Raw genomic sequence first — 17,928 nt, forward strand, 5'->3', positions numbered from 1 at the left:
GGTGATACATGTTTCCTCCGGCGACTGGCTCTCCGGCGGCCGAAGGTCGCCCACCGTAGACTCGGGACATGACGGTGCTGTACATTTCGGCGCGCCCGCAGACGATCGCCGCGGATGCCGAGTTCGACTCGTTCCGCGCCGCCGCCCGTCTGGAGGACTCCGCCGTCGAGCGTCATGATCTCGTCACCGATCCGCTGGTGATCGGCCCGTCGGTCACCGCCGTCATCGTCGGCGGCAGCCCGTACAACGTCACCGATCCGGAGGCCACCAAGACCGACGAGCAGCGCCGCGGCGAGGATCACCTGTCCCGGCTCGCGGTCGCCTGCGCCGACGGCGTCGGCCCGGCGGTCCTGTTCACCTGCTACGGCATCGGCGTGGCCGCCCGCGCCCTCGGCGGCGAGGTCACCCGGGCGTTCCCCGAAGACACCGGCACCGCCGTCGTCGAGCTGACCGACGCCGGGCAGCGCGACCCGGTCTTCGGTGCCCTGGCATCCCGCTTCAACGTGCTCACCACCCACAAGGAGGGCTGCGTCGCCCCGCCGCCCGGCGGCGTGCTGCTGGCCACGAACGCAGCGTGCCCGGTGCAGGCGTACCGGGTCGGCGAGCGCCTGTACGCGACGCAGTTCCACCCGGAGCCGACCGCGAAGGCGTTCGCGGAGCGCATGGACGTGTACCGCAACGACGGGTACTTCCCCGCCTCCGACTACGACGCGCTCGCCGCGCAGGTGGTGCGGACATCGATCACCGAGCCGCTGCGGATCATCCGGGAGTTCATCGGGCTGTTCGGCTGACCGGCCGCCGCCAGGGCAGCGCGAGCAGGATGCCGGCCGCCACCAGCACGGCGGCGAACGCGCCGGCGGCCCACGGCGTGGCATCCGGAATCCCCAGGTAGGTGGTGATGCCGAGGATGCGCGACAGCCCCCACGGCAGCAGCCCCATCTGGTCGTTCCACACGGTCAGTGCCGTCTCCAGGCCGACCGCGCCGACGATCGCCGACGGCACGAGCAGTCCGATGCCGACGGCGGCCAGCACGAACCCGGTCGCGCGGCGTGCACCGATCTGGGCGGTCATCGCCCAGCCGCCGGCGACGAACGCCCAGACGAACAGCGCGAACGCGACGGTGATGTACGCGGTGCGCGGCGCCGGGGCGGTCCAGAACGCGAACCAGTACCCGCCCGGTCCCGACAGCGACAGGGCGAATAGGGTGAGGATGCATCGGAGCACGACGACGCCGCCGACGGCCGCGACGACGGGCCACGGCGATCGGCGCCACAGCAGCAGCCTGACGACGAGGGCGAAGAGCACCCACGCGCCGAGCACGACGGCGAGGTGCGTCCACGACAGGAACGACGTCTGCACGGCACGCGTGACGACCAGGAGCACGGCGGGCACGGTCAGCAGCAGCGCGCGGCCGAGGGCCGGCATCCCGCGCGTCGTCTCGAACGCCCGCCACGGCCGGGTCGCGGCGATCCACATCGCCCGGGCGGCGACGGTGAGCGCCCGGCCGGTGCGGCGCCGGCGCATCGCGACGATGCCCGTCACGAGCCATGCGAGGGCGACGGCGAGCAGCACCCGCGCGACCCACGCCATCGTCTCGTCGCGGTCGGCGCGCTGCACGCCGAGCTGCGCGGCGGTCAGGTTGAGGGCGGGGGTGAAGACCTTGCCCTCGTAGCGCGCGAGGTGTGCGGCGGCGAGCTTCTCGAACTCGGCGCGGTCGGTCTGCCACGCCGCGTGCGCGGCCGGCGCGAGGGTGTCGTGCCACTGTCCCTGGTGCAGGATCATCGCGCGATACGCGCCGAGCATGCGCAGGGTGTTCAGCTCGTAGTCGAGGGCCGAGACGAAGTCTGCCCGCATCTTCGGGGAACGCCACGTGGAGGCATCCGTCCGCGCGACGAGGTCGCGCATCTGCGCCACCGTCGCGATCGCCTGCTTCCCGTCGGCGATGGCCCGGTCGACGCCGCGTCCGGCGGTGGCGTCCGAGTCGCGCACGATGGCGTAGAGCACGTCGAGCACCGCCGAGTCGCCGGTGAGGATGTCCCACTCGAAGATCCACATCATGGGCGGCGGCTCGAGCCCGATGGCGGACACCCGCTGTTTGGCGTACGCGGCGATGTACAGGCCGTGCTCGATCGCGTCGCGCGACCGCGTCATCGCCTTCGTGATCGCATCGACCGTCGCCGGGTCGTCCGACAGGTACTGCCGGGCCCAGGCCTGCGTGACGCCGGCGACGTCCGTCGCCGGGTCGCGGGCGAGGTCGCCGGCCAGCTGCGTGTTCAGCTCGTACAGCTGCCAGAACCCGGTCTTGAGGTAGAGGGTCATGGGTCCGGCGCGCCACGGGCCGCCGTCCTGGGTCCACACCCAGACGCCCTCGATGTGCGGGTTCGCCGCGAGGAGCTGCTGCATCGCCCACTGGTACTGGGTGCCGAGGTCGTTGGGGAACGCGCCGAAGTTCTCGAACTCGCGCCGGCTCTGGAACTCGACGATGCGCCGCTGCGATCCCTGCTCGAGCGTGGTGTTCAGCGGCAGCCAGGAGTAGAAGTCGCCGAGCGTGTACTTGGTCGACACGATCAGCGCCGGCGAGTCGATCCCCTTCAGCACCGCCTCGTAGGATGCCGGGTTCGTGTGCATGTCCCCGACGGCGCCGACGCCCACCGACCAGGTGCGGAAGATCACCTCGCGGCCGGACTCCTCCGCCTGCTTCGTGAACGCGGTGAGCATCGTGCGCACGGCTTTGACCGTGGTCACGTCGAGGGTGGAGTAGTAGTCCCACCCGGCGACCCCGTACACGGTGCCGGCCTCGCCGATGCGGATGAGCACGCCGTCGAGGTCGGGCGTGGCCCGGTAGAGCTCGTCGAGCCCGGCCGTGTAGACGTCCCACAGGGCCGGGTTCTCGGTGTCGAGCGACCCGAACCTGTTCTGCAGGAACGTCTGCAGAGGCCCGGTGAGCGCGAGCATGTCGGTGCGCAGGTAGACCTTCACGCCGAGTTCGTGCGCCCGGTGCCAGAACGGCGCGAACGCCGCGCGCATCGCGAGCGCGCGGGCGCGGTGCTCGTCGCCCGGCGCGTACACCGGACCGCCGGGAACGTCGTCGAAGGTGACGAACTCGGCGAACCCGGGGAAAGCCACGGCGTTGTACCCGTTTGCGAGGGAGTGGCGCAGGAACGTGTCGAAGTCGGCGTACGCCGCGGCGAGGGCGGTCTTGTCGATGTACGGCGGGTCCTTCAGGAACACGTCGTCGAACGCCTTGGAAGCGTGGGAATAGTCGGTGCCGGGCTCCCACTCGGCCGGGTCCGGCCGCACGCCCACGGCGCCCAGGTCGGTCATCCGCAGGCCGAGCCGGGATGCGGCGTGCGCGCCGAGCAGGGCGGCAAGGGGTTTCGCCGCACGGATCTGCGCGGCCAGGTCGTAGACGGCACGCACGGCGCCGGCCTCGGTCTGCGCGCGCACCCGGAGCGAGGCGGCATCCCCCTCGAGACGGTAGGAGTCGTCCGTGCCGCCGGAAGTCACCGGCAGGACGGTGAGGGATGCCGTGCCCTTCCGCGCGGGGGCGTCCGCGATGGCCGCGTGCAGTTCGTCGACCGCGACCCCGATGCGCACCGTCCGCGGCGCGGCGACGCGGTCGATCCGCGGGGGCGGCACCGGCGCTGCGGCGGGCGGCGCGACCGCCGGCGCGGGCTGCATCTGGGCGGCAGGCTCGGAGCGGATGCCGAGGGCGTCGCCGACCTCGAGGGCGACGCCGACGCCCATCGCGAGGAGCACCAGGGCCGTGACGACGGCACGGATGCCTCGTCGTCGCGCCGTCGCCATCGTCCGATCATAAGGGTGCGCGGGGCTGTTGGTGAGAACGCTCTCACCAACAGCCCTGGCGCGTCAGACGGCGGTGGCGACCGTGCGATCCGCTCCCACGGGCCGTTCCCGGTGCTCGCGGAGCACCGCCAGCGACCGCGACTCCAGGGTGATCGCCGTGCCGGGGGCGACCGGCGGCCGCCCGACCAGCTGCCCGCCGGTGTCGACGAGGACGTCCCAGCTCGGCGAGTCGGGCACGTCCGGCATCGTGAAGTCGATCGGGGCGTCGCCGGCGTTGAACGCCACGATGAAGTGCATGTCGGTGATCGGCTGCCCGCGGCTGTCGCGCTCGCGGATCCCCTGCCCGTTGAGGAACATCCCGATGGCGAGCCCGAACCCGGATTCCCAGTCCTCGCTCTCCATGAGCGTGCCGTCCGGCCGCAGCCAGGCGACGTCGGGCCGGTGCGCGGCGGAGTCGGCATCCGGCGAGTCGGCACCCCGCGGGAGCGCCGGCCGTCCGTCGAAGAACCGGCCGCGCCGGAAGGTGGGATGCTCGCGCCGCAGCCGCGACAGGGTGCCGGTGAACTCGACAAGGGCCGTGTCGATGTTCTCCCAGTCGACCCAGGTCGTCTCGTTGTCCTGGTTGTAGCCGTTGTTGTTGCCGCCCTGCGTGCGACCCAGCTCATCGCCGTGCAGCAGCATCGGCACCCCCTGCGACAGGAGCAGGGTGGCGAGGAAGTTGCGCTGCTGCCGCGCCCGCAGTGCCAGCACCGCGGGATCGTCGGTGTCGCCTTCGACGCCGCAGTTCCACGACCGGTTGTCGTCGGTTCCGTCGCGTCCGTCTTCGCCGTTGGCCTGGTTGTGCTTCTCGTTGTACGAGACGAGGTCGCGCAGGGTGAAGCCGTCGTGCGCGGTGACGAAGTTGATGGAGGCCACCGGGCGCCGGCCGGAGTGGGCGTACAGGTCGGAGGACCCGGTCAGCCGCGACGCGAACTCGCCCAGTGCCTGCGGCTCCCCGCGCCAGAAGTCGCGCACGGTGTCGCGATAGGCGCCGTTCCATTCGGTCCACTGCGGCGGGAAGTTGCCGACCTGGTAACCGCCGGGTCCGACATCCCACGGTTCGGCGATGAGCTTGACCTGCGACACCACCGGGTCCTGCTGCACGAGCTCGAAGAAGGCCGCGAGCTTGTCGACGTCGTAGAACTCGCGGGCCAGGGTCGCGGCCAGGTCGAACCGGAACCCGTCGACGTGCATGTCCAGCACCCAGTACCGCAGCGAGTCCATGATCAGCTGCAGTGTGTGCGGGTTGCCCACGTTCAGGCTGTTGCCGGTGCCGGTGTAGTCGGTGTAGTACTGCTTGTCGTCGTCCTGCAGCTTGTAATAGGCGCGGTTGTCGATACCCCGCATCGACAGGGTCGGGCCCAGATGGTTCCCCTCCGCGGTGTGGTTGTAGACCACGTCGAGGATCACCTCGATGCCCGCGTCGTGCAGGGCCTTCACCATCGCCTTGAACTCCTGCACCTGGTCGCCGCGATGGCGGTCGCTGGCGTAGGTGTTCTGTGGGGCGAAGTACGAGATCGTGTTGTAGCCCCAGTAGTTCGACAGGCCCTTCTGCAGGAGGGTGTCGTCATCCACGAACTGGTGCACCGGCATCAGTTCGATCGCCGTGACGCCCAGCTGCTGCAGGTGCGCGATGATCGCCGGGTGGGCGATGGCGGCGTACGTGCCCCGGATCTCCTCCGGGACGTCGGGATGCCGCATCGTCAGCCCCTTGACGTGGGCTTCGTAGATGAGCGTCTCGTTGTACGGGGTGCGCGGCGGACGGTCGCCGCTCCAGTCGAAGAAGGGACTGACGACGACGCCCTTGAACATGTCGGCGGCGGAGTCTTCGGTGTTGCGCTTCTCCGGGTCGTCGAAGTCGTACGAGTACAGCGACTGGCCCCAGGAGATCTGTCCGTCGACGGCTTTCGCGTACGGATCCAGCAGCAGCTTGTGCGGGTTGAACCGGCATCCCGACTCGGGTTCGTACGGCCCGTAGACGCGGTAGCCGTAGCGCTGACCGTGGCCCACGTGCGGCAGGTAGACGTGCCAGATGAAGGCGTCGACGTCGACGAGGTCGACGCGCGTCTCGTTGCCGTCCCCGTCGAACAGGCACAGCTCGACACGGTCGGCGCCTTCACTGAAGAGCGCGAAGTTCGTGCCGTTTCCGTCGAACGTCGCCCCCAGCGGGTACGCATTTCCAGGCCAGGACTCCACTGGCAATCCCCCGATTCCGTCGCTTCGGGTAGCGACGGCCCACTGTACCGCGGCGCCCACCGAGCCTCCTGAGCCCTTGCGCATCAGGCGGCGGGTTGGTAGTCGTGGCGGCGTCGTCCGCCGCGCCGGGGGGTGCGGGTGGGGTCGATGTGAGCGGGCGGGAGGAACCAGACGCCGGTGTCATCGATGCGGATGTCCCAGTCGTGTTTGTGGATCGTGTGGTGGCAGCTGGTGCACAGCAGGATCCCGTCGTCCAGGTCGGTTCTGCCACCGCGGGACCACCAGGTCAGGTGGTGGACTTCACACATCCCCGGTGGGGCGGCACAGGACGCGCACCCGCCGTCACGTTCCACCAGCGCAAGCCGTTGGGCTTTCGTGAACAGCCGTCGGGACCGGCCGAGGTCGAGGACTTCGCTTTTGCCGCCGAGGACGATCGGGATGATCTCCGCGTCCGCGGCCATGCGGCGGGCGGTGCCGGCGTCGACGGGTTGGGTGATGCCGTCGATGGTCGCCACCCCGGCCCCCGTGGTGAGGGCTTCCAGCGGGATCCGGACCACCACGGTCGTTGATGCCAGCGGGAGCACGGTCTGCTCACACCCCAGGACGTGCTTCGCGAGAGCGGACAGCGCGTCCGCCTGCAGTCGCACGATCGTGCGCCGCTCCACCGGCCCACCCACACCCGCACCGACATCACCCGCACCGGCATCACCCGTGCCCGCACCGGCCGCGGGTGAGCCGTCAGCAGCCGTGCCGGTCTTGCCACTGTCGCTCCAGCTCCACCCACCGTCACCATCGACTCCGTGGTCGGGGTGGTTGTGGCCGCGCAGTGCGCGGATCTGCGCGGTGACGAGGGCGTCGAGGGCGGCTTTGATCGGGGCGCCGGTGGCGGGGTCCAGGCGGCCGTCGAGGTTGATCATGCCGTGCTGGTCTTCCCAGATCCTCAAGAACCGGGCATCCCGCAGATTCTCGAGCTTGGGTTCCAGCCCGTCCGGGTCCAACCAGGCCTCCGCCCGCCGCAACACCACCTGCAACTCCGACAGCGACAGGCCGGCCGCCTGCTCCACCAGGGTCTGCTCCGCCTGGGCGAGCAGGGCCCGGTCGGCCCGGCACGCCACCCGATCCAGCAGGGTCGTGATCGCGCCCGCGCACGCCACACTCAACACCCCCGCCTCGATCGCGGTCGCGACGTGCGGGTGCCGGGCGGGGGCGCGTTCCCCACTGAACGTCATCCGCCCCGCGGTGGCATCCCCCACCTGCACCAGCTTCTTCGCGTCCCCGACATGACCACCCGTGGTCGCCGCGATCAGCTTCTCCGGCGACCGGAACCCCGCCTTCCGGGCCAACCCATCCACACCCAGTTCCCGGGCGGACCGTCGGCTGATCCCGTGCGCGATGCGCGCCTGCAACGCCTGCACCCGACGGCCCAACCCCGCCAGTGCTTCGTTCACCGCCAGCAAGCCCGCGTCGGTCATCGCCTCCACATCGTCATCGACCACCGCCGACGGAAACCCGCCACCGAGCGCGGAAAGCCAGCCGGCATCCACCCCGCGGACCGCCTCCACGAGCGGTTCCAGATGAGGGACGGTGACTTCGACCATGCCACAAGCCTACGCAACGCAACCTCATTGCGCAAGTGCTACTGTCGAACTTATGCGCGAATCAGAACGCTCGGCCCAACCGCCGGAGTCACCGCCGGGCAGCGGCGAGCCGCTGCACCGCCTCGGTGATCGTCTCGGGCGCGCACGCCAGGTTCATCCGCACGAATCCGGCACCCTGGCGCCCGAACGACGGACCGCTCGACAGCGCGACGCGCGCGCGTTGTTCGGCGACGGCGGCCGGGTCGTCGCCCCACCCGAGCGCCCGCAGGTCGAGCCAGGCGAGGTAGCTCGCCGCCGGACGCCGCAGCACGACCCCCGGCAGGTGTTCCGCGAGCAGCCGCTCCAGGTGATCCACGTTGGCCTGGATCGTGGCGATCGTGCCGTCCAGCCAGTCGCGCGCGTGGTCGAACCCCTCCCGGGTGGCGATCAAGCCGAACTGCCCGGCCCGGAACATCACTTCCTCGGGCAGGCCGGCAATGAGCGCCGCCGGCCCGTCCGACTCCGCCACGAAGAATGCCGTCTCAACCCCGCCAGGTTGAACGCCTTGCTGCCCGACTCCGCCGCGATCGCGTGCTCGCGGGCCTCGTCCGACACGGTCAGATACGGGGTGAACTCCACTCCGTGGTGCGTCAGCGGCGCGTGGATCTCGTCCGCGATCACTAACCCGCCGTGCCGCGCGACGATGCGCGAGAGTTCCGCCAGCGTCGCCCGATCGTGCACCAGCCCCACCGGGTTGTGCGGGCTGCACAGCAGGATGCCGCGCGCTCCCGCGGCCAGGGCGCGGTCGATGCCGGCCAGGTCGAGCCGGTACTGCGCACCGTCATCGGTCAGCGGCACCTCCACGACGGTGCCGCCGGCCTCGGGCACCATGTCGTAGAACGGCGGATACACCGGCGGGGTGATGATCACCCCGTCGCCGGGCGCGATGAGCCGGCGCAGCGACTCCACGATCACGACGCTCACATCGGTCGTGATGCCCATGCGCCGCGGGTCCGGAGTCCACCCCCACCTCGCCGCCGCGAAGTCGCTGAACGCCCGTGCGGCGCCGCGATCGAAGGGGTTGATGTATCCGGTATCGCCGAGCTCCACCGCCTCGTGCAGGGCCGTCTTGATCGCCGGCGCGAGCGGAAAGTCCATCTCCGCCACGAACATCGGCAGCACGTCGTCGGGGTAGCTTCGCCACTTCTCGCTCGTGCGCCGCCGCAGCGTCGCCATCGGATCCGCAGCGGTCGGTTCGCTGTTCATGGTCTCCTCACGCGTCAGGGGTGATCCGGGGCGGCTCCAGCTCGGCGGCGACCGCCTCGAGCGTCGGCCGCACGTCGGCGGCCTGCGGCTGCACCTGGATGCAGACGTGGTCGGCACCGGCATCCAGATGGGCACGCACCGCCGCCGCCAGCACGGCTGAGTCGCCGTGCGCCACGATGCCGTCGACGAGCGCGTCGCTCCCGTCGCCTTCGATGTCGGACTCGGTGAATCCACCGCGGAGCATCGTGCTGGTGTAGTTGACCATCCCGAGGTAGCGCTTCAGGAACGCCCGCGCGGCGCGGCGCCCGCTCACCGGGTCGGAGTCGAGGACGACCGTCTGCTCCGGCGCGACCAGCGCGTCCGGCCCGAGCGCCCGGCGGGCTTCCCGCGTCTGCGAGGGGAGCGTCAGATACGGATGGGTCCCGGCGCTCCGCTCGGCCGCGACCGCCAGCATCCGCGGCCCGAGCGCCGACAGCACGCGGTCCTGCACGGGAACCCCGCCGGCATCCAGCACGTCCAGATATCGGTTCATGGCGTCGATCGGTCGCTCGCGCTGCGGGGTGGCCTCGCGGTGCCCCGAGCCGATCCCGAGCAGCAGCCGGCCCGGATGCCGATCCACGAGGCGGTGGTACGACGCGGCGAGCTCGGCGGCGTCGGAGTTCCAGATGTTCACGATCCCGGTCGCCACGACGAGGGATGCCGTCGCCTCGAGCAGCTCCTCCGCCGCCCGCAGATCGGAGCCCGGCGAACTGCCGAGCCAGACCGTGCCGTACCCCAGCCGCTCGACGGTCCGTGCGAGGTCGACGTCCACGCCGCTCACCCCGCGCCATACGCCGACCGCGCCCAGGCGCTCTGTCCAAGACATCCGGATGCCCTTCTCGAAGTCGATCGGACTTCGAGGATAGACGGATGCTCCACCCCCGCGGGCGGCTCCGGGCGGATCCGTCACAACTCGGCGGTGAGGCCCCCGTCGATCACGAAGTCGGCGCCGGTGATGTTCCCGGCCACCCGGTCGGCGGCGAGGAACGCGACGAGCGCGGCGACCTCGTCGGGCCGGGTGAACCGGCCGGTGACCATGGACGCCGCCGCACCGGCGACGACCTGGTCGCGCTCGGTCCCGCCGCTCGCGGAGAGGGTCGCGGCCACTCCCCCGTCGCCGAGCCACAGGTCGGTGGCGACCGGCCCCGGGCTGACCGTGTTCACCCGGATGCCGTCGGCTCCGACCTCCTTCGACAGCGACTTGGAGAAGTTCACCAGGGCGGCCTTCGCAGCGCTGTAGTCGATCACCGCGGGGTCGGGCAGCAGCGCGTTGACCGAGGCCACCGTGACGACCGCACCGTTCCGCTGCTCGCGCATCACGGGCAGGACCGCCCGGGTCATCCGGATCGCCGTCAGGGCATTGAGTTGGAAGGCGCCGGTCCAGTCGTCGTCGGTGACCGATCCGAACCCGCCGGTGCGCGGCCGCACGCCGCCCACGTTGTTCACCAGCACCGAGACGGCGCCGAGTTCTCCGGCCAGCTCCACGAGCCGGGCCGCCGCCTCCGGATCGGTCAGGTCCGCCGCCACGGCCCGGACCGCGCCCTCGGGGTGCGGCGAGCCGGCCTCCGCGAGCGCGGTGAGCTCGGCGGTGATGCTGCGGGATGCGGCCAGCACCGTCGCTCCCTCGGCGGCGAGCGTCCGGACGACCGCCAGCCCGATCCCGCGGCCGGCGCCCGTGACGATGGCGACACGGCCGGCGAGGCCCAGGTCCACGTCAGAGTCCCTGCGCGGCGAGCCAGTCCAGCACCGCGTCGGCGACCTCGGTCCAGCCGCTGTCGATCGTGAGGGAGTGTCCGCGCCCTTCGAACTGCTTCAACTCGGTGACCGCCATCGAGTCGCGGTACTGCTTCAGGGTCGAACGCGTGACGACATCGGGCACGGTGTGGTCGGCGGTGCCGGAGATCAGCAGCAGCGGGCCGCGCGGATCGCGTTTCGTGTCGACGGCGGCCGGCGAGTGCATCACGAAGTTCGCCGCGGCCGCCTGGAACAGCGGTCGCGCCGGAGACGGGATCGTCCAGCGCTCGAACAGGGCATCCGACTCCTCCTGGGAGACGGCGTTTCCGAACCCGTATCGGAATTGCGCCGACGTCAGCGCGACCGCCTTGTGCAGGTTCGCCGGATTGCCGAGCGCAGGAAAGCCCGATCGCAGCTGCGCGAGGGGCAGCGGCAGCACGCCCTTGATCTGGGCCGGATCGATGGCGACCGCGCCCGCACCGACCCCTTCACCGAGCAGCTTCTCCGCGATCAGGCCGCCGAACGAGTGCCCGACGAGGATGGTGTCCTGGCCGAGGCCGTTCGCGACGTCGGCGAAGTGCGCCGCGGCTTCGTCGATGCCGATGTCGGCCACGGCATCCGGATTCTCGCGTGCGGCCTCGACCGTGCCGGGCTCGTTCGGCCACCCGGGGGCGACCGGCTCGTAGCCGCGGGCGCGGAACTTCTCGACCCAGGGCTCCCAGCTGGTGGCGTGGAGCCACAGTCCGTGGATGAAGACGACGGGACGGGATGCGGCCATGCTCATGCTCCTCGCACTCGGGGTGAGCCCCAGCACACACCAGGGGCGGCCGCCGCGTCCAAGACCGGTTCGGCCCCGATCCATAACCGATCTTGTATGGATCCGTCCGAGCCGAGATGCTTCCTCTAGGAGGATACGTGGACCTCGATCTGCGCCTGGTGCGTCACTTCATCGTCGTGGCCGACGAACTTCACTTCAGTCGCGCAGCGGCGACCCTGCACATCAGCCAGCCCGCCCTGTCCAAGGACATCCGGCACCTGGAGGCCGACCTGGGATTCCGTCTGCTGTCGCGGGACAGCCGGCACGTCGCCCTCACCCCGGAGGGCACACGGTTCCTCCGTGACGCCCGGGCGCTGATCGCGCAGGCGGTGCGGATGACGCATCCCGAAGACGACGGCATCCGGATGGCGCACATCTTCGATCTGGACACGAGCCGCCTGGTCGCCGACGCGTTCAGCGAGCGGTTCCCCGAGATCCCCGTGATGGCGAGCTCGATGGACAGCCGGCGGCAGTTCGACGCGCTGCTCGCGGGGCTCCTCGACGTCGCCATCATCAGACTCACCCCGGAGATGAGCGCCGCGCATCCCACCGGCTGGCGTCACGCCCCGCTGCGTCTCGAGCCGTTCTGGCTCGTCCGCCGTTCGGGCGATGTCGGCACCGGCACGTCGACGGCATCCCTCTTCGCGAGCCCGCTGCAGGTGTTCGGCGACCCGACCGGAACCGCGACGTTCAACGTGCACGGTCAGTATCTCGCCGCGCTGGAGCAGCGCCTCGCCGTGCCGTTTCGCTGGCTGGGCAACCCGGGCACCTTCGAGCACTGCCGCGCGCGCATGCAGCGGATGACCGACGACGCGGTGCTCCTCGAGTTCGAGTCGTACGCCTTCCGGTACCGGCAGGTCGGGATGCCGATCCACCGCCCCGCCGAACTGCAGCCGGTCTACCCGTGGTCGCTCGTGTGGCGCGACGAGCCGGCCGCCGCCCGGGTGTCGGATTTCGTCGAGGTCGCGCAGGACCTTGCTCAGACGCTCGGCTGGCTGACACCCGAGTCAGCTGCGCCGCTGTGGCAGCCCGGCGTGCTCTGACCTGCGTTCGCGCGCGGCATCCTGCTCTGCAGACGCGGACGGCGACTGCGGACGCGAAGTCCGCAGCCGCCGTCGGCGCGAGCTCGGGCCCGGTCAGGCCGCGATCGTCTGACCGTCGAGCACGTCCGCGAGCGGGGTGAGCTCGAGCTGGAGGGCCGCGGCGACGCCCGCGTTGACGACGCGCCCGGCGTGGGTGTTCAGGCCGCGGGCGAGTGCGGCGTCGCGGCGAAGGGCGTCACGCCACCCCTTGTCCGCGATCGCGGCGGCGTACGGGAGGGTCACGTTGGTGAGTGCACGCGTCGACGTCTCGGGCACGGCGCCGGGCATGTTCGCGACGCAGTAGTACAGCGAGTCGTGCACCGCGAAGGTGGGCGCGTCGTGCGTGGTGGCGTGCGAGCCCTCGAAGCATCCGCCCTGGTCGATGGCGATGTCCACGAGCACCGAGCCGGCCTTCATGGCCGCGACCATGTCGTCGGTGACGAGCTTCGGCGCGGCGGCGCCGGGGATCAGCACCGAGCCGATGACGAGGTCGGCGCGGGTGAGCAGGTCCGCGATCTCGTACGACGACGAGGCGCGGGTCTGGATGCGACCGCCGAAGCGCGCCTCGAGGGCGGCCAGGCGCGGCAGGGAGATGTCGACGACGGTGACGTTCGCGCCGAGGCCGACCGCGTTCGCGGCCGCGTGCTCTCCGGCGACGCCGCCGCCGATCACGACGACCTCCGCCTTGGGGGTGCCGGGCACGCCGCCGAGCAGGATGCCGCGCCCTCCGGCGGCGGACATCAGGTGGGTCGCCCCGACCTGCACGCTGAGCCGGCCGGCGACCTCGCTCATCGGGGCGAGGAGGGGCAGCGAGCGGTCGTCGCGCTGCACGGTCTCGTAGGCGATCGCGGTGGTGCCGGCATCCAGCAGGGCGCGCGTGAGCTCCGGCGCCGCGGCCAGGTGCAGGTATGTGAAGAGGGTGAGGTCGTCGCGCAGGAACCCGAATTCGGCGGCGATGGGCTCCTTGACCTTGAGCACCAGGTCCGCGCTCCACGCCTCGGCGGCGGTGGCGACGATCTCGGCTCCGGCGACCCGGTAGGCGTCGTCGTCCAGGCGCGAACCGGCGCCGGCACCGGCCTGCACCAGCACGCGGTGGCCGCGGGAGGTGAGGGCGTGCACACCGGCCGGGGTGGCCGCGACCCGCCGCTCGTTGTTCTTGATCTCGGTGGGGACGCCGATCAGCATCTTCGGGCTCCTTCGGTGACGTGCGTCGTTGGGCGAAACAGCAGAACTTTACGAAGGAAATGCCGTGTTCTGGTGTGAGGTCGAAGAACATTTGCGAAGATGTCTGGTAAGCCGCTGTTTCTTCGGGCGAGGGCACCGTGGCGGCATCCCGACCGAACAGCCTTCAGGGGGCGAAATGCCGACGGAACTCGACGATATCGACCGCAAGCTGGTCGAACTGCTCGCCGCCAACGCCCGCACGAGCAACGCGCAGCTGGCCGAGGCGGTCGGAGTCGCCCCCTCCACGGCGCACAGCCGCCTGCGCATGCTGCAGTCCCGGGGCATCATCGTCGGGTATCACGCCGCCCTGGATCAGGCTGAGCTCGGGCGCGGCCTGCAGGCGATCATCCATGTCTCCCTGCGCGCGGGCGCGCGTCAGGAGAGCATCCGGGAGTTCGCCGCCGGCGTCCGGCAGCTGCCCGACGTCATCCAGCTGTACTTCGTCGGCGGCATGGACGACTTCATGGTGCACATCGCGGTCGAGGACTCGTCCGCCCTGCGCCGCTTCGTGGTCGACCACCTGTCGTCGCGGGCGAGCGTCGCCTCCACGCGCACGAGCATCATCTTCGAGTACCACCGCAACGCCGTCGCCGCCGACTTCTCGTGACGCCGGCCCCGTCGCGGCGCGGCTGGGTTTCAGGGGCGGTTGGCCAGCAGGACGCGCCAATCCTGCGGCACCCGGGCGGTCGGGCCGGGAACGCCCTGCTCGACGGGGTGATGCTCGGGTGCCGGGAGCGGGATGCCGACGGTGGCCTCGTCGTCCGCGAAGTCCCAGAACCAGTGCTCGCCCGGCTCGTAGCTGCGGATGAATCGGTGCCCGGTCGCCTCGTAGTGGCGTCGCGCGTGCCGCTCGAGCGAGTCGTCGCAGCATCCCACGTGGCCGCACTCCACGCAGCGCCGGAGGTGGAACCACCACCCGCCGGCGGCATCGCACTCGGTGCATCCCGCGCCCGACGGCGGCGGTCCGTCGGTCACGCCGGCCTCGCGGACATCGTGCACCATGCGCACACTCTATTCCCGGCGCAGGGGCTGCTCTCCGCCCCGGGACGATGCTCTATGGCCGCGGGGAGGATGGACGTACGCTCGGAACCATGCACACCCGCACTCTCGGACGCACCGGCCGCCACGTCTCGGCCATCGGACTCGGCACCTGGCAGCTCGGGGCCGACTGGGGCGACGTCAGCGAGGCCGACGCGACCGCGGTGCTGCAGACATCCCTCGACGCCGGCGTCACCCTGTTCGACACCGCCGACGTCTACGGCGACGGCCGCAGCGAGCAGCTGATCGGCCGCTTCCTGGGTGCCCGGCCGGGCCACGGGGTCACCGTCGCGACCAAGATGGGGCGGCGGCTGCCGCAGCTTCCGGAGAACTACTCCCCGGCGAACTTCCGCGCCTGGACCGACCGCTCGCGGCGCAACCTCGGCGTCGACACCCTCGACCTGGTGCAGCTGCACTGCCCGCCCACGGCGACGATCGAGGATCCCGCCACCTATGACGCGCTCGACGTGCTCGTGGAATCCGGCGCGATCGCCGCGTACGGCGTCTCGGTCGAGACGTGCGCGCAGGCTCTTGCGGCGATCGCCCGACCGCACGTCACCAACGTGCAGATCATCTTCAACCCGTTCCGGCTGAAGCCCCTCGACGAGGTTCTGCCCGCGGCCGCCGCGGCCGGGGTGTCGGTGTTCGCGCGGGTGCCGCTGGCGTCCGGGCTGCTGTCGGGCAAGTACTCCAGCGCGACCACGTTCGCCGCCGACGATCACCGCACGTACAACCGGCACGGCGAGGCGTTCGACCGGGGCGAGACCTTCTCCGGGGTCGAGTTCGAGGTGGGGTTGCAGGCGGTCGCCGAGTTGGCGGAGACCCTCCCCGCGGACGTCTCTCTGCCGGCGGCGACCCTCGCCTGGATCACCTCCCGCCCCGGGATCACCACCGTCATCCCCGGCGCCCGTTCGGTGCCGCAGGCGAAGGCGAACGCCGCGAGCGCGGCTCTGCTGACGGGGACGGACGAGGTCGCGTTCGACCTGCCGGCGTTCGACGCGGCGGTGCACGACGTGTACGACCGGCTGCTGCGGGCGGACATCCACCCCCAGTGGTGACCGGCCGCCGGCGGGAAAACGGCGCGCGGTACGAAGGCAGAGGACCCGGTGCCCCTTGTGGAGCGCCGGGTCCTGTGCTGTGCGTTGTGCGGGTGCGCCTTACGCGAGGGCCTTCGCCTTGAGGGCGTCGAACTCGGCCTGCGTGATCGCACCGGAGTCGAGCAGCGACTTGGCCGAGGCGATCTCGTCGGTCGCGGACGTCCCGGACGACTTCGCCACGGACTGGATGTACTGGGCCTGGGCCGCCTGCATCGCCTGCGCCTGCTCGAGCTGGCGCTTCTGCATGCCGCCGCCGCGGGCGATCAGGTACACGAGGATGCCGAGCCAGGGAACGATGATCACGAAGATCACCCAGACCGTCTTGGCGCCGCCGCCGAGGTCGTCGCTGCGGAAGATGTCCCCGAACACCCAGAACAGGCACATGAACCAGGCGAAGAACAGGAAGAACTCGAACAGCGCGAGGAGGAACGACCCATTGTCGTTGAACATGTAGTTTCCATTCGATCGCAGCCAGCAATGCGAGCTGATTCTCGGAGCGTAGCAGTGACGCGTGTCGGCGTGGGAACCAGTTTTCTGCGCGTCGTTCAGGCGGTTCGACGGGCTTCGCCGGCCCCGCTTGCGCCCTGAGCTCATCGAAGGGCAGGCGTGCCGGGGTGTTGGGCTTCGACAGGCTCAGCCCGCCTGGCCGGGCGCCCTGCGCTTGTCGAAGGGCAGGCGTGCCGGGGTGTGGGGCTTCGACAGGCTCAGCCCGCCTGGTTGGGCGTCCCTGGCGCATGGGTGTCAGGCGGCGGGTTGGTAGTCGTGTCGGCGTCGTCCGCCGCGCCGGGGTGTGCGGGTGGGGTCGATGTGGGCGGGCGGGAGGAACCACACCCCGGTGTCATCGATGCGGATGTCCCAGTCGTGTTTGTGGACCATGTGGTGGCAGCTGGTACACAGCAGGATCCCGTCGTCCAGATCAGTTCTGCCACCCTGTGACCACCAGGTCAGGTGGTGGACTTCACACATCCCCGGTGGGGCGGCACAGGACGCGCATCCGCCGTCGCGTTCGACCAGGGCGAGTCTTTGCGCTTTGGAGAACAATCGGCGGGACCGGCCGTAGTCGAGGACCTCACTTTTACTCCCGAGGACGATCGGGATGATCTCCGCGTCCGCGGCCATGCGGCGGGCGGTGCCGGCGTCGATGGGTTGGGTGAGGCCGTCGATGGTCGCCACCCCGGCCCCGGTGGTGAGGGCCTCCAGCGGGATCCGCACCACCACGGTCGTGGTCGCCAGCGGGGCGGGGGCGTTCTCGGAGCCGAGGCCGATCTTCGCGAGAGTAGACAGCGCGTCGGCCTGCAGCTGCACGATCGTGCGCCGCTCCACCGGCCCACCCACACCCGCACCGACATCACCCGCACCGGCATCGCCCGTACCGGTGTTGCTCGCACCGGCCGCGGGTGAGTCGTCGGTATCCGTGGCGGGGCTGCCGCCGTCGCTCCAGCTCCACCCACCGTCGCCCGCGACTCCGTCGTCGCCGGGGTGGTTGTGGCCGCGCATGGCGCGGATCTGCGCGGTCACCAGGGCGTCGATGGCGGCTTTGATGGGGGCGCCGGTGGCGGGGTCCAATCGGCCGTCGAGGTTGATCATGCCGTGCTGGTCTTCCCAGATCCTCAAGAACCGGGCATCCCGCAGCTTCTCGAGCTTGGGTTCCAGCCCGTCCGGGTCCAGCCACGCCTCCGCGCGCCGCAGCACCACCTGGAGCTCGGACAGGGACAGGCCGGCCGCCTGCTCCACCAGGGTCTGCTCCGCATCGGCGAGCAGGGCCCGGTCGGCGCGGCACGCCACCCGATCCAGCAGGGTCGTGATCGCGCCCGCGCACGCCACACTCAACACCCCCGCCTCGATCGCCGCGGCCACGTGCGGGTGCCTTGCGGGGGCGCGTTCCCCACTGAACGTCATCCGCCCCGCGGTGGCATCCCCCACCTGCACCAGCTTCTTCGCGTCCCCGACATGACCGCCCGTGGTCGCCGCGATCAGCTTCTCCGCCGACCGGAACCCCGCCTTCCGGGCCA

The 17,928-nt window shown here is 71.0% G+C and carries 16 protein-coding genes; 4 read left to right on the plus strand and 12 right to left on the minus strand.

What is annotated here, in order from left to right:
- Window positions 1–68 precede the first annotated feature (68 nt).
- A complete protein-coding gene (locus tag LK09_RS03005) occupies window positions 69–791 on the plus strand; it encodes a glutamine amidotransferase-related protein (protein ID WP_039395614.1) in 723 nt (240 codons plus the stop codon).
- On the opposite strand, the gene LK09_RS03010 is transcribed toward LK09_RS03005, so the two are convergent.
- From LK09_RS03010 to LK09_RS03040, 8 genes are all read right to left on the minus strand, one after another.
- On the minus strand, window positions 772–3,807 hold the full coding sequence (locus tag LK09_RS03010) for a hypothetical protein (protein ID WP_039395617.1): 3,036 nt from the start codon (window positions 3,805–3,807) through the stop codon (window positions 772–774). The two genes, LK09_RS03005 and LK09_RS03010, sit on opposite strands and share 20 nt — an antisense overlap.
- Before the next feature lie 63 nt (window positions 3,808–3,870).
- A complete protein-coding gene (gene glgX / locus LK09_RS03015) occupies window positions 3,871–6,042 on the minus strand; it encodes a glycogen debranching protein GlgX (RefSeq protein WP_039395620.1) in 2,172 nt (723 codons plus the stop codon).
- 83 nt (window positions 6,043–6,125) lie between these two features.
- Window positions 6,126–7,640 (minus strand): HNH endonuclease, encoded by a 1,515-nt coding sequence (locus LK09_RS03020; RefSeq protein WP_039395623.1) that lies wholly within the window; start codon window positions 7,638–7,640, stop codon window positions 6,126–6,128.
- 88 nt (window positions 7,641–7,728) lie between these two features.
- The gene (locus LK09_RS22165; protein ID WP_331454259.1) at window positions 7,729–8,148 is read right to left on the minus strand and encodes a beta C-S lyase family protein; all 420 of its coding nucleotides are present in this window, start codon (window positions 8,146–8,148) and stop codon (window positions 7,729–7,731) included.
- Entirely contained in the window at window positions 8,094–8,885 is a 792-nt protein-coding gene (locus LK09_RS03025) for an aminotransferase class I/II-fold pyridoxal phosphate-dependent enzyme (RefSeq protein ID WP_331454260.1), read from the minus strand. The genes LK09_RS22165 and LK09_RS03025 overlap by 55 nt, the downstream gene beginning before the upstream one ends.
- A gap of 7 nt (window positions 8,886–8,892) precedes the next feature.
- Window positions 8,893–9,750 (minus strand): TIGR03620 family F420-dependent LLM class oxidoreductase, encoded by an 858-nt coding sequence (locus LK09_RS03030; protein WP_039395845.1) that lies wholly within the window; start codon window positions 9,748–9,750, stop codon window positions 8,893–8,895.
- Between the two features lie 80 nt (window positions 9,751–9,830).
- Window positions 9,831–10,637, minus strand: coding sequence for an SDR family NAD(P)-dependent oxidoreductase (locus tag LK09_RS03035; RefSeq protein WP_039395626.1), 807 nt, complete (start codon window positions 10,635–10,637; stop codon window positions 9,831–9,833).
- 1 nt (window position 10,638) lies between these two features.
- Entirely contained in the window at window positions 10,639–11,436 is a 798-nt protein-coding gene (locus LK09_RS03040; RefSeq protein ID WP_039395629.1) for an alpha/beta hydrolase, read from the minus strand.
- Window positions 11,437–11,573: 137 nt separating this feature from the next.
- Here LK09_RS03040 and LK09_RS03045 point away from each other — a divergent pair, with 137 nt between their 5' ends.
- Window positions 11,574–12,518, plus strand: a complete 945-nt coding sequence (locus LK09_RS03045) for a LysR family transcriptional regulator (protein ID WP_039395632.1) — start codon at window positions 11,574–11,576, stop codon at window positions 12,516–12,518.
- Window positions 12,519–12,611: 93 nt separating this feature from the next.
- Here LK09_RS03045 and ald read toward each other — a convergent pair whose 3' ends face one another.
- Window positions 12,612–13,742 carry an alanine dehydrogenase gene (ald, locus tag LK09_RS03050; RefSeq protein ID WP_039395635.1) on the minus strand — a complete coding sequence of 377 codons (1,131 nt, stop codon included), beginning with the start codon at window positions 13,740–13,742 and terminating at the stop codon, window positions 12,612–12,614.
- A 175-nt stretch (window positions 13,743–13,917) separates the two neighbouring features.
- On the opposite strand from ald, the gene LK09_RS03055 reads away from it, so the two are divergent.
- Window positions 13,918–14,388 (plus strand): Lrp/AsnC family transcriptional regulator, encoded by a 471-nt coding sequence (locus LK09_RS03055; RefSeq protein WP_039395638.1) that lies wholly within the window; start codon window positions 13,918–13,920, stop codon window positions 14,386–14,388.
- Between the two features lie 29 nt (window positions 14,389–14,417).
- On the opposite strand, the gene LK09_RS03060 is transcribed toward LK09_RS03055, so the two are convergent.
- The gene (locus LK09_RS03060) at window positions 14,418–14,783 is read right to left on the minus strand and encodes a UBP-type zinc finger domain-containing protein (protein ID WP_052226347.1); all 366 of its coding nucleotides are present in this window, start codon (window positions 14,781–14,783) and stop codon (window positions 14,418–14,420) included.
- A gap of 89 nt (window positions 14,784–14,872) precedes the next feature.
- Between LK09_RS03060 and LK09_RS03065 the strand changes: the two genes are divergently transcribed.
- A complete protein-coding gene (locus LK09_RS03065) occupies window positions 14,873–15,877 on the plus strand; it encodes an aldo/keto reductase (protein WP_039395641.1) in 1,005 nt (334 codons plus the stop codon).
- A gap of 99 nt (window positions 15,878–15,976) precedes the next feature.
- Here the strand turns inward: LK09_RS03065 and LK09_RS03070 are convergent, their stop codons facing one another.
- Window positions 15,977–16,366 (minus strand): SHOCT domain-containing protein, encoded by a 390-nt coding sequence (locus tag LK09_RS03070; protein ID WP_039395643.1) that lies wholly within the window; start codon window positions 16,364–16,366, stop codon window positions 15,977–15,979.
- A gap of 291 nt (window positions 16,367–16,657) precedes the next feature.
- Window positions 16,658–17,928: HNH endonuclease (locus LK09_RS03075; RefSeq protein ID WP_039395646.1), on the minus strand; the 1,271-nt coding region annotated here is incomplete at its 5' end.

Source organism: Microbacterium mangrovi (assembly GCF_000802305.1).
Taxonomy (GTDB): Bacteria; Actinomycetota; Actinomycetes; order Actinomycetales; family Microbacteriaceae; genus Microbacterium; species Microbacterium mangrovi.

Excerpts from the sequence above, each read along its gene's own strand:
- LK09_RS03005 (WP_039395614.1), top strand. The coding sequence starts at position 69 with ATGACGGTGCTGTACATTTCGGCGCGCCCGCAGACGATCGCCGCGGAT.
- LK09_RS03025 (WP_331454260.1), bottom strand. The coding sequence starts at position 8,885 with ATGAACAGCGAACCGACCGCTGCGGATCCGATGGCGACGCTGCGGCGG.
- LK09_RS03055 (WP_039395638.1), top strand. The coding sequence starts at position 13,918 with ATGCCGACGGAACTCGACGATATCGACCGCAAGCTGGTCGAACTGCTC.
- LK09_RS03010 (WP_039395617.1), bottom strand. The coding sequence starts at position 3,807 with ATGGCGACGGCGCGACGACGAGGCATCCGTGCCGTCGTCACGGCCCTG.
- LK09_RS03070 (WP_039395643.1), bottom strand. The coding sequence starts at position 16,366 with ATGTTCAACGACAATGGGTCGTTCCTCCTCGCGCTGTTCGAGTTCTTC.
- LK09_RS03060 (WP_052226347.1), bottom strand. The coding sequence starts at position 14,783 with ATGGTGCACGATGTCCGCGAGGCCGGCGTGACCGACGGACCGCCGCCG.
- ald (WP_039395635.1), bottom strand. The coding sequence starts at position 13,742 with ATGCTGATCGGCGTCCCCACCGAGATCAAGAACAACGAGCGGCGGGTC.
- LK09_RS03065 (WP_039395641.1), top strand. The coding sequence starts at position 14,873 with ATGCACACCCGCACTCTCGGACGCACCGGCCGCCACGTCTCGGCCATC.
- LK09_RS03040 (WP_039395629.1), bottom strand. The coding sequence starts at position 11,436 with ATGGCCGCATCCCGTCCCGTCGTCTTCATCCACGGACTGTGGCTCCAC.
- LK09_RS03020 (WP_039395623.1), bottom strand. The coding sequence starts at position 7,640 with ATGGTCGAAGTCACCGTCCCTCATCTGGAACCGCTCGTGGAGGCGGTC.
- LK09_RS03030 (WP_039395845.1), bottom strand. The coding sequence starts at position 9,750 with ATGTCTTGGACAGAGCGCCTGGGCGCGGTCGGCGTATGGCGCGGGGTG.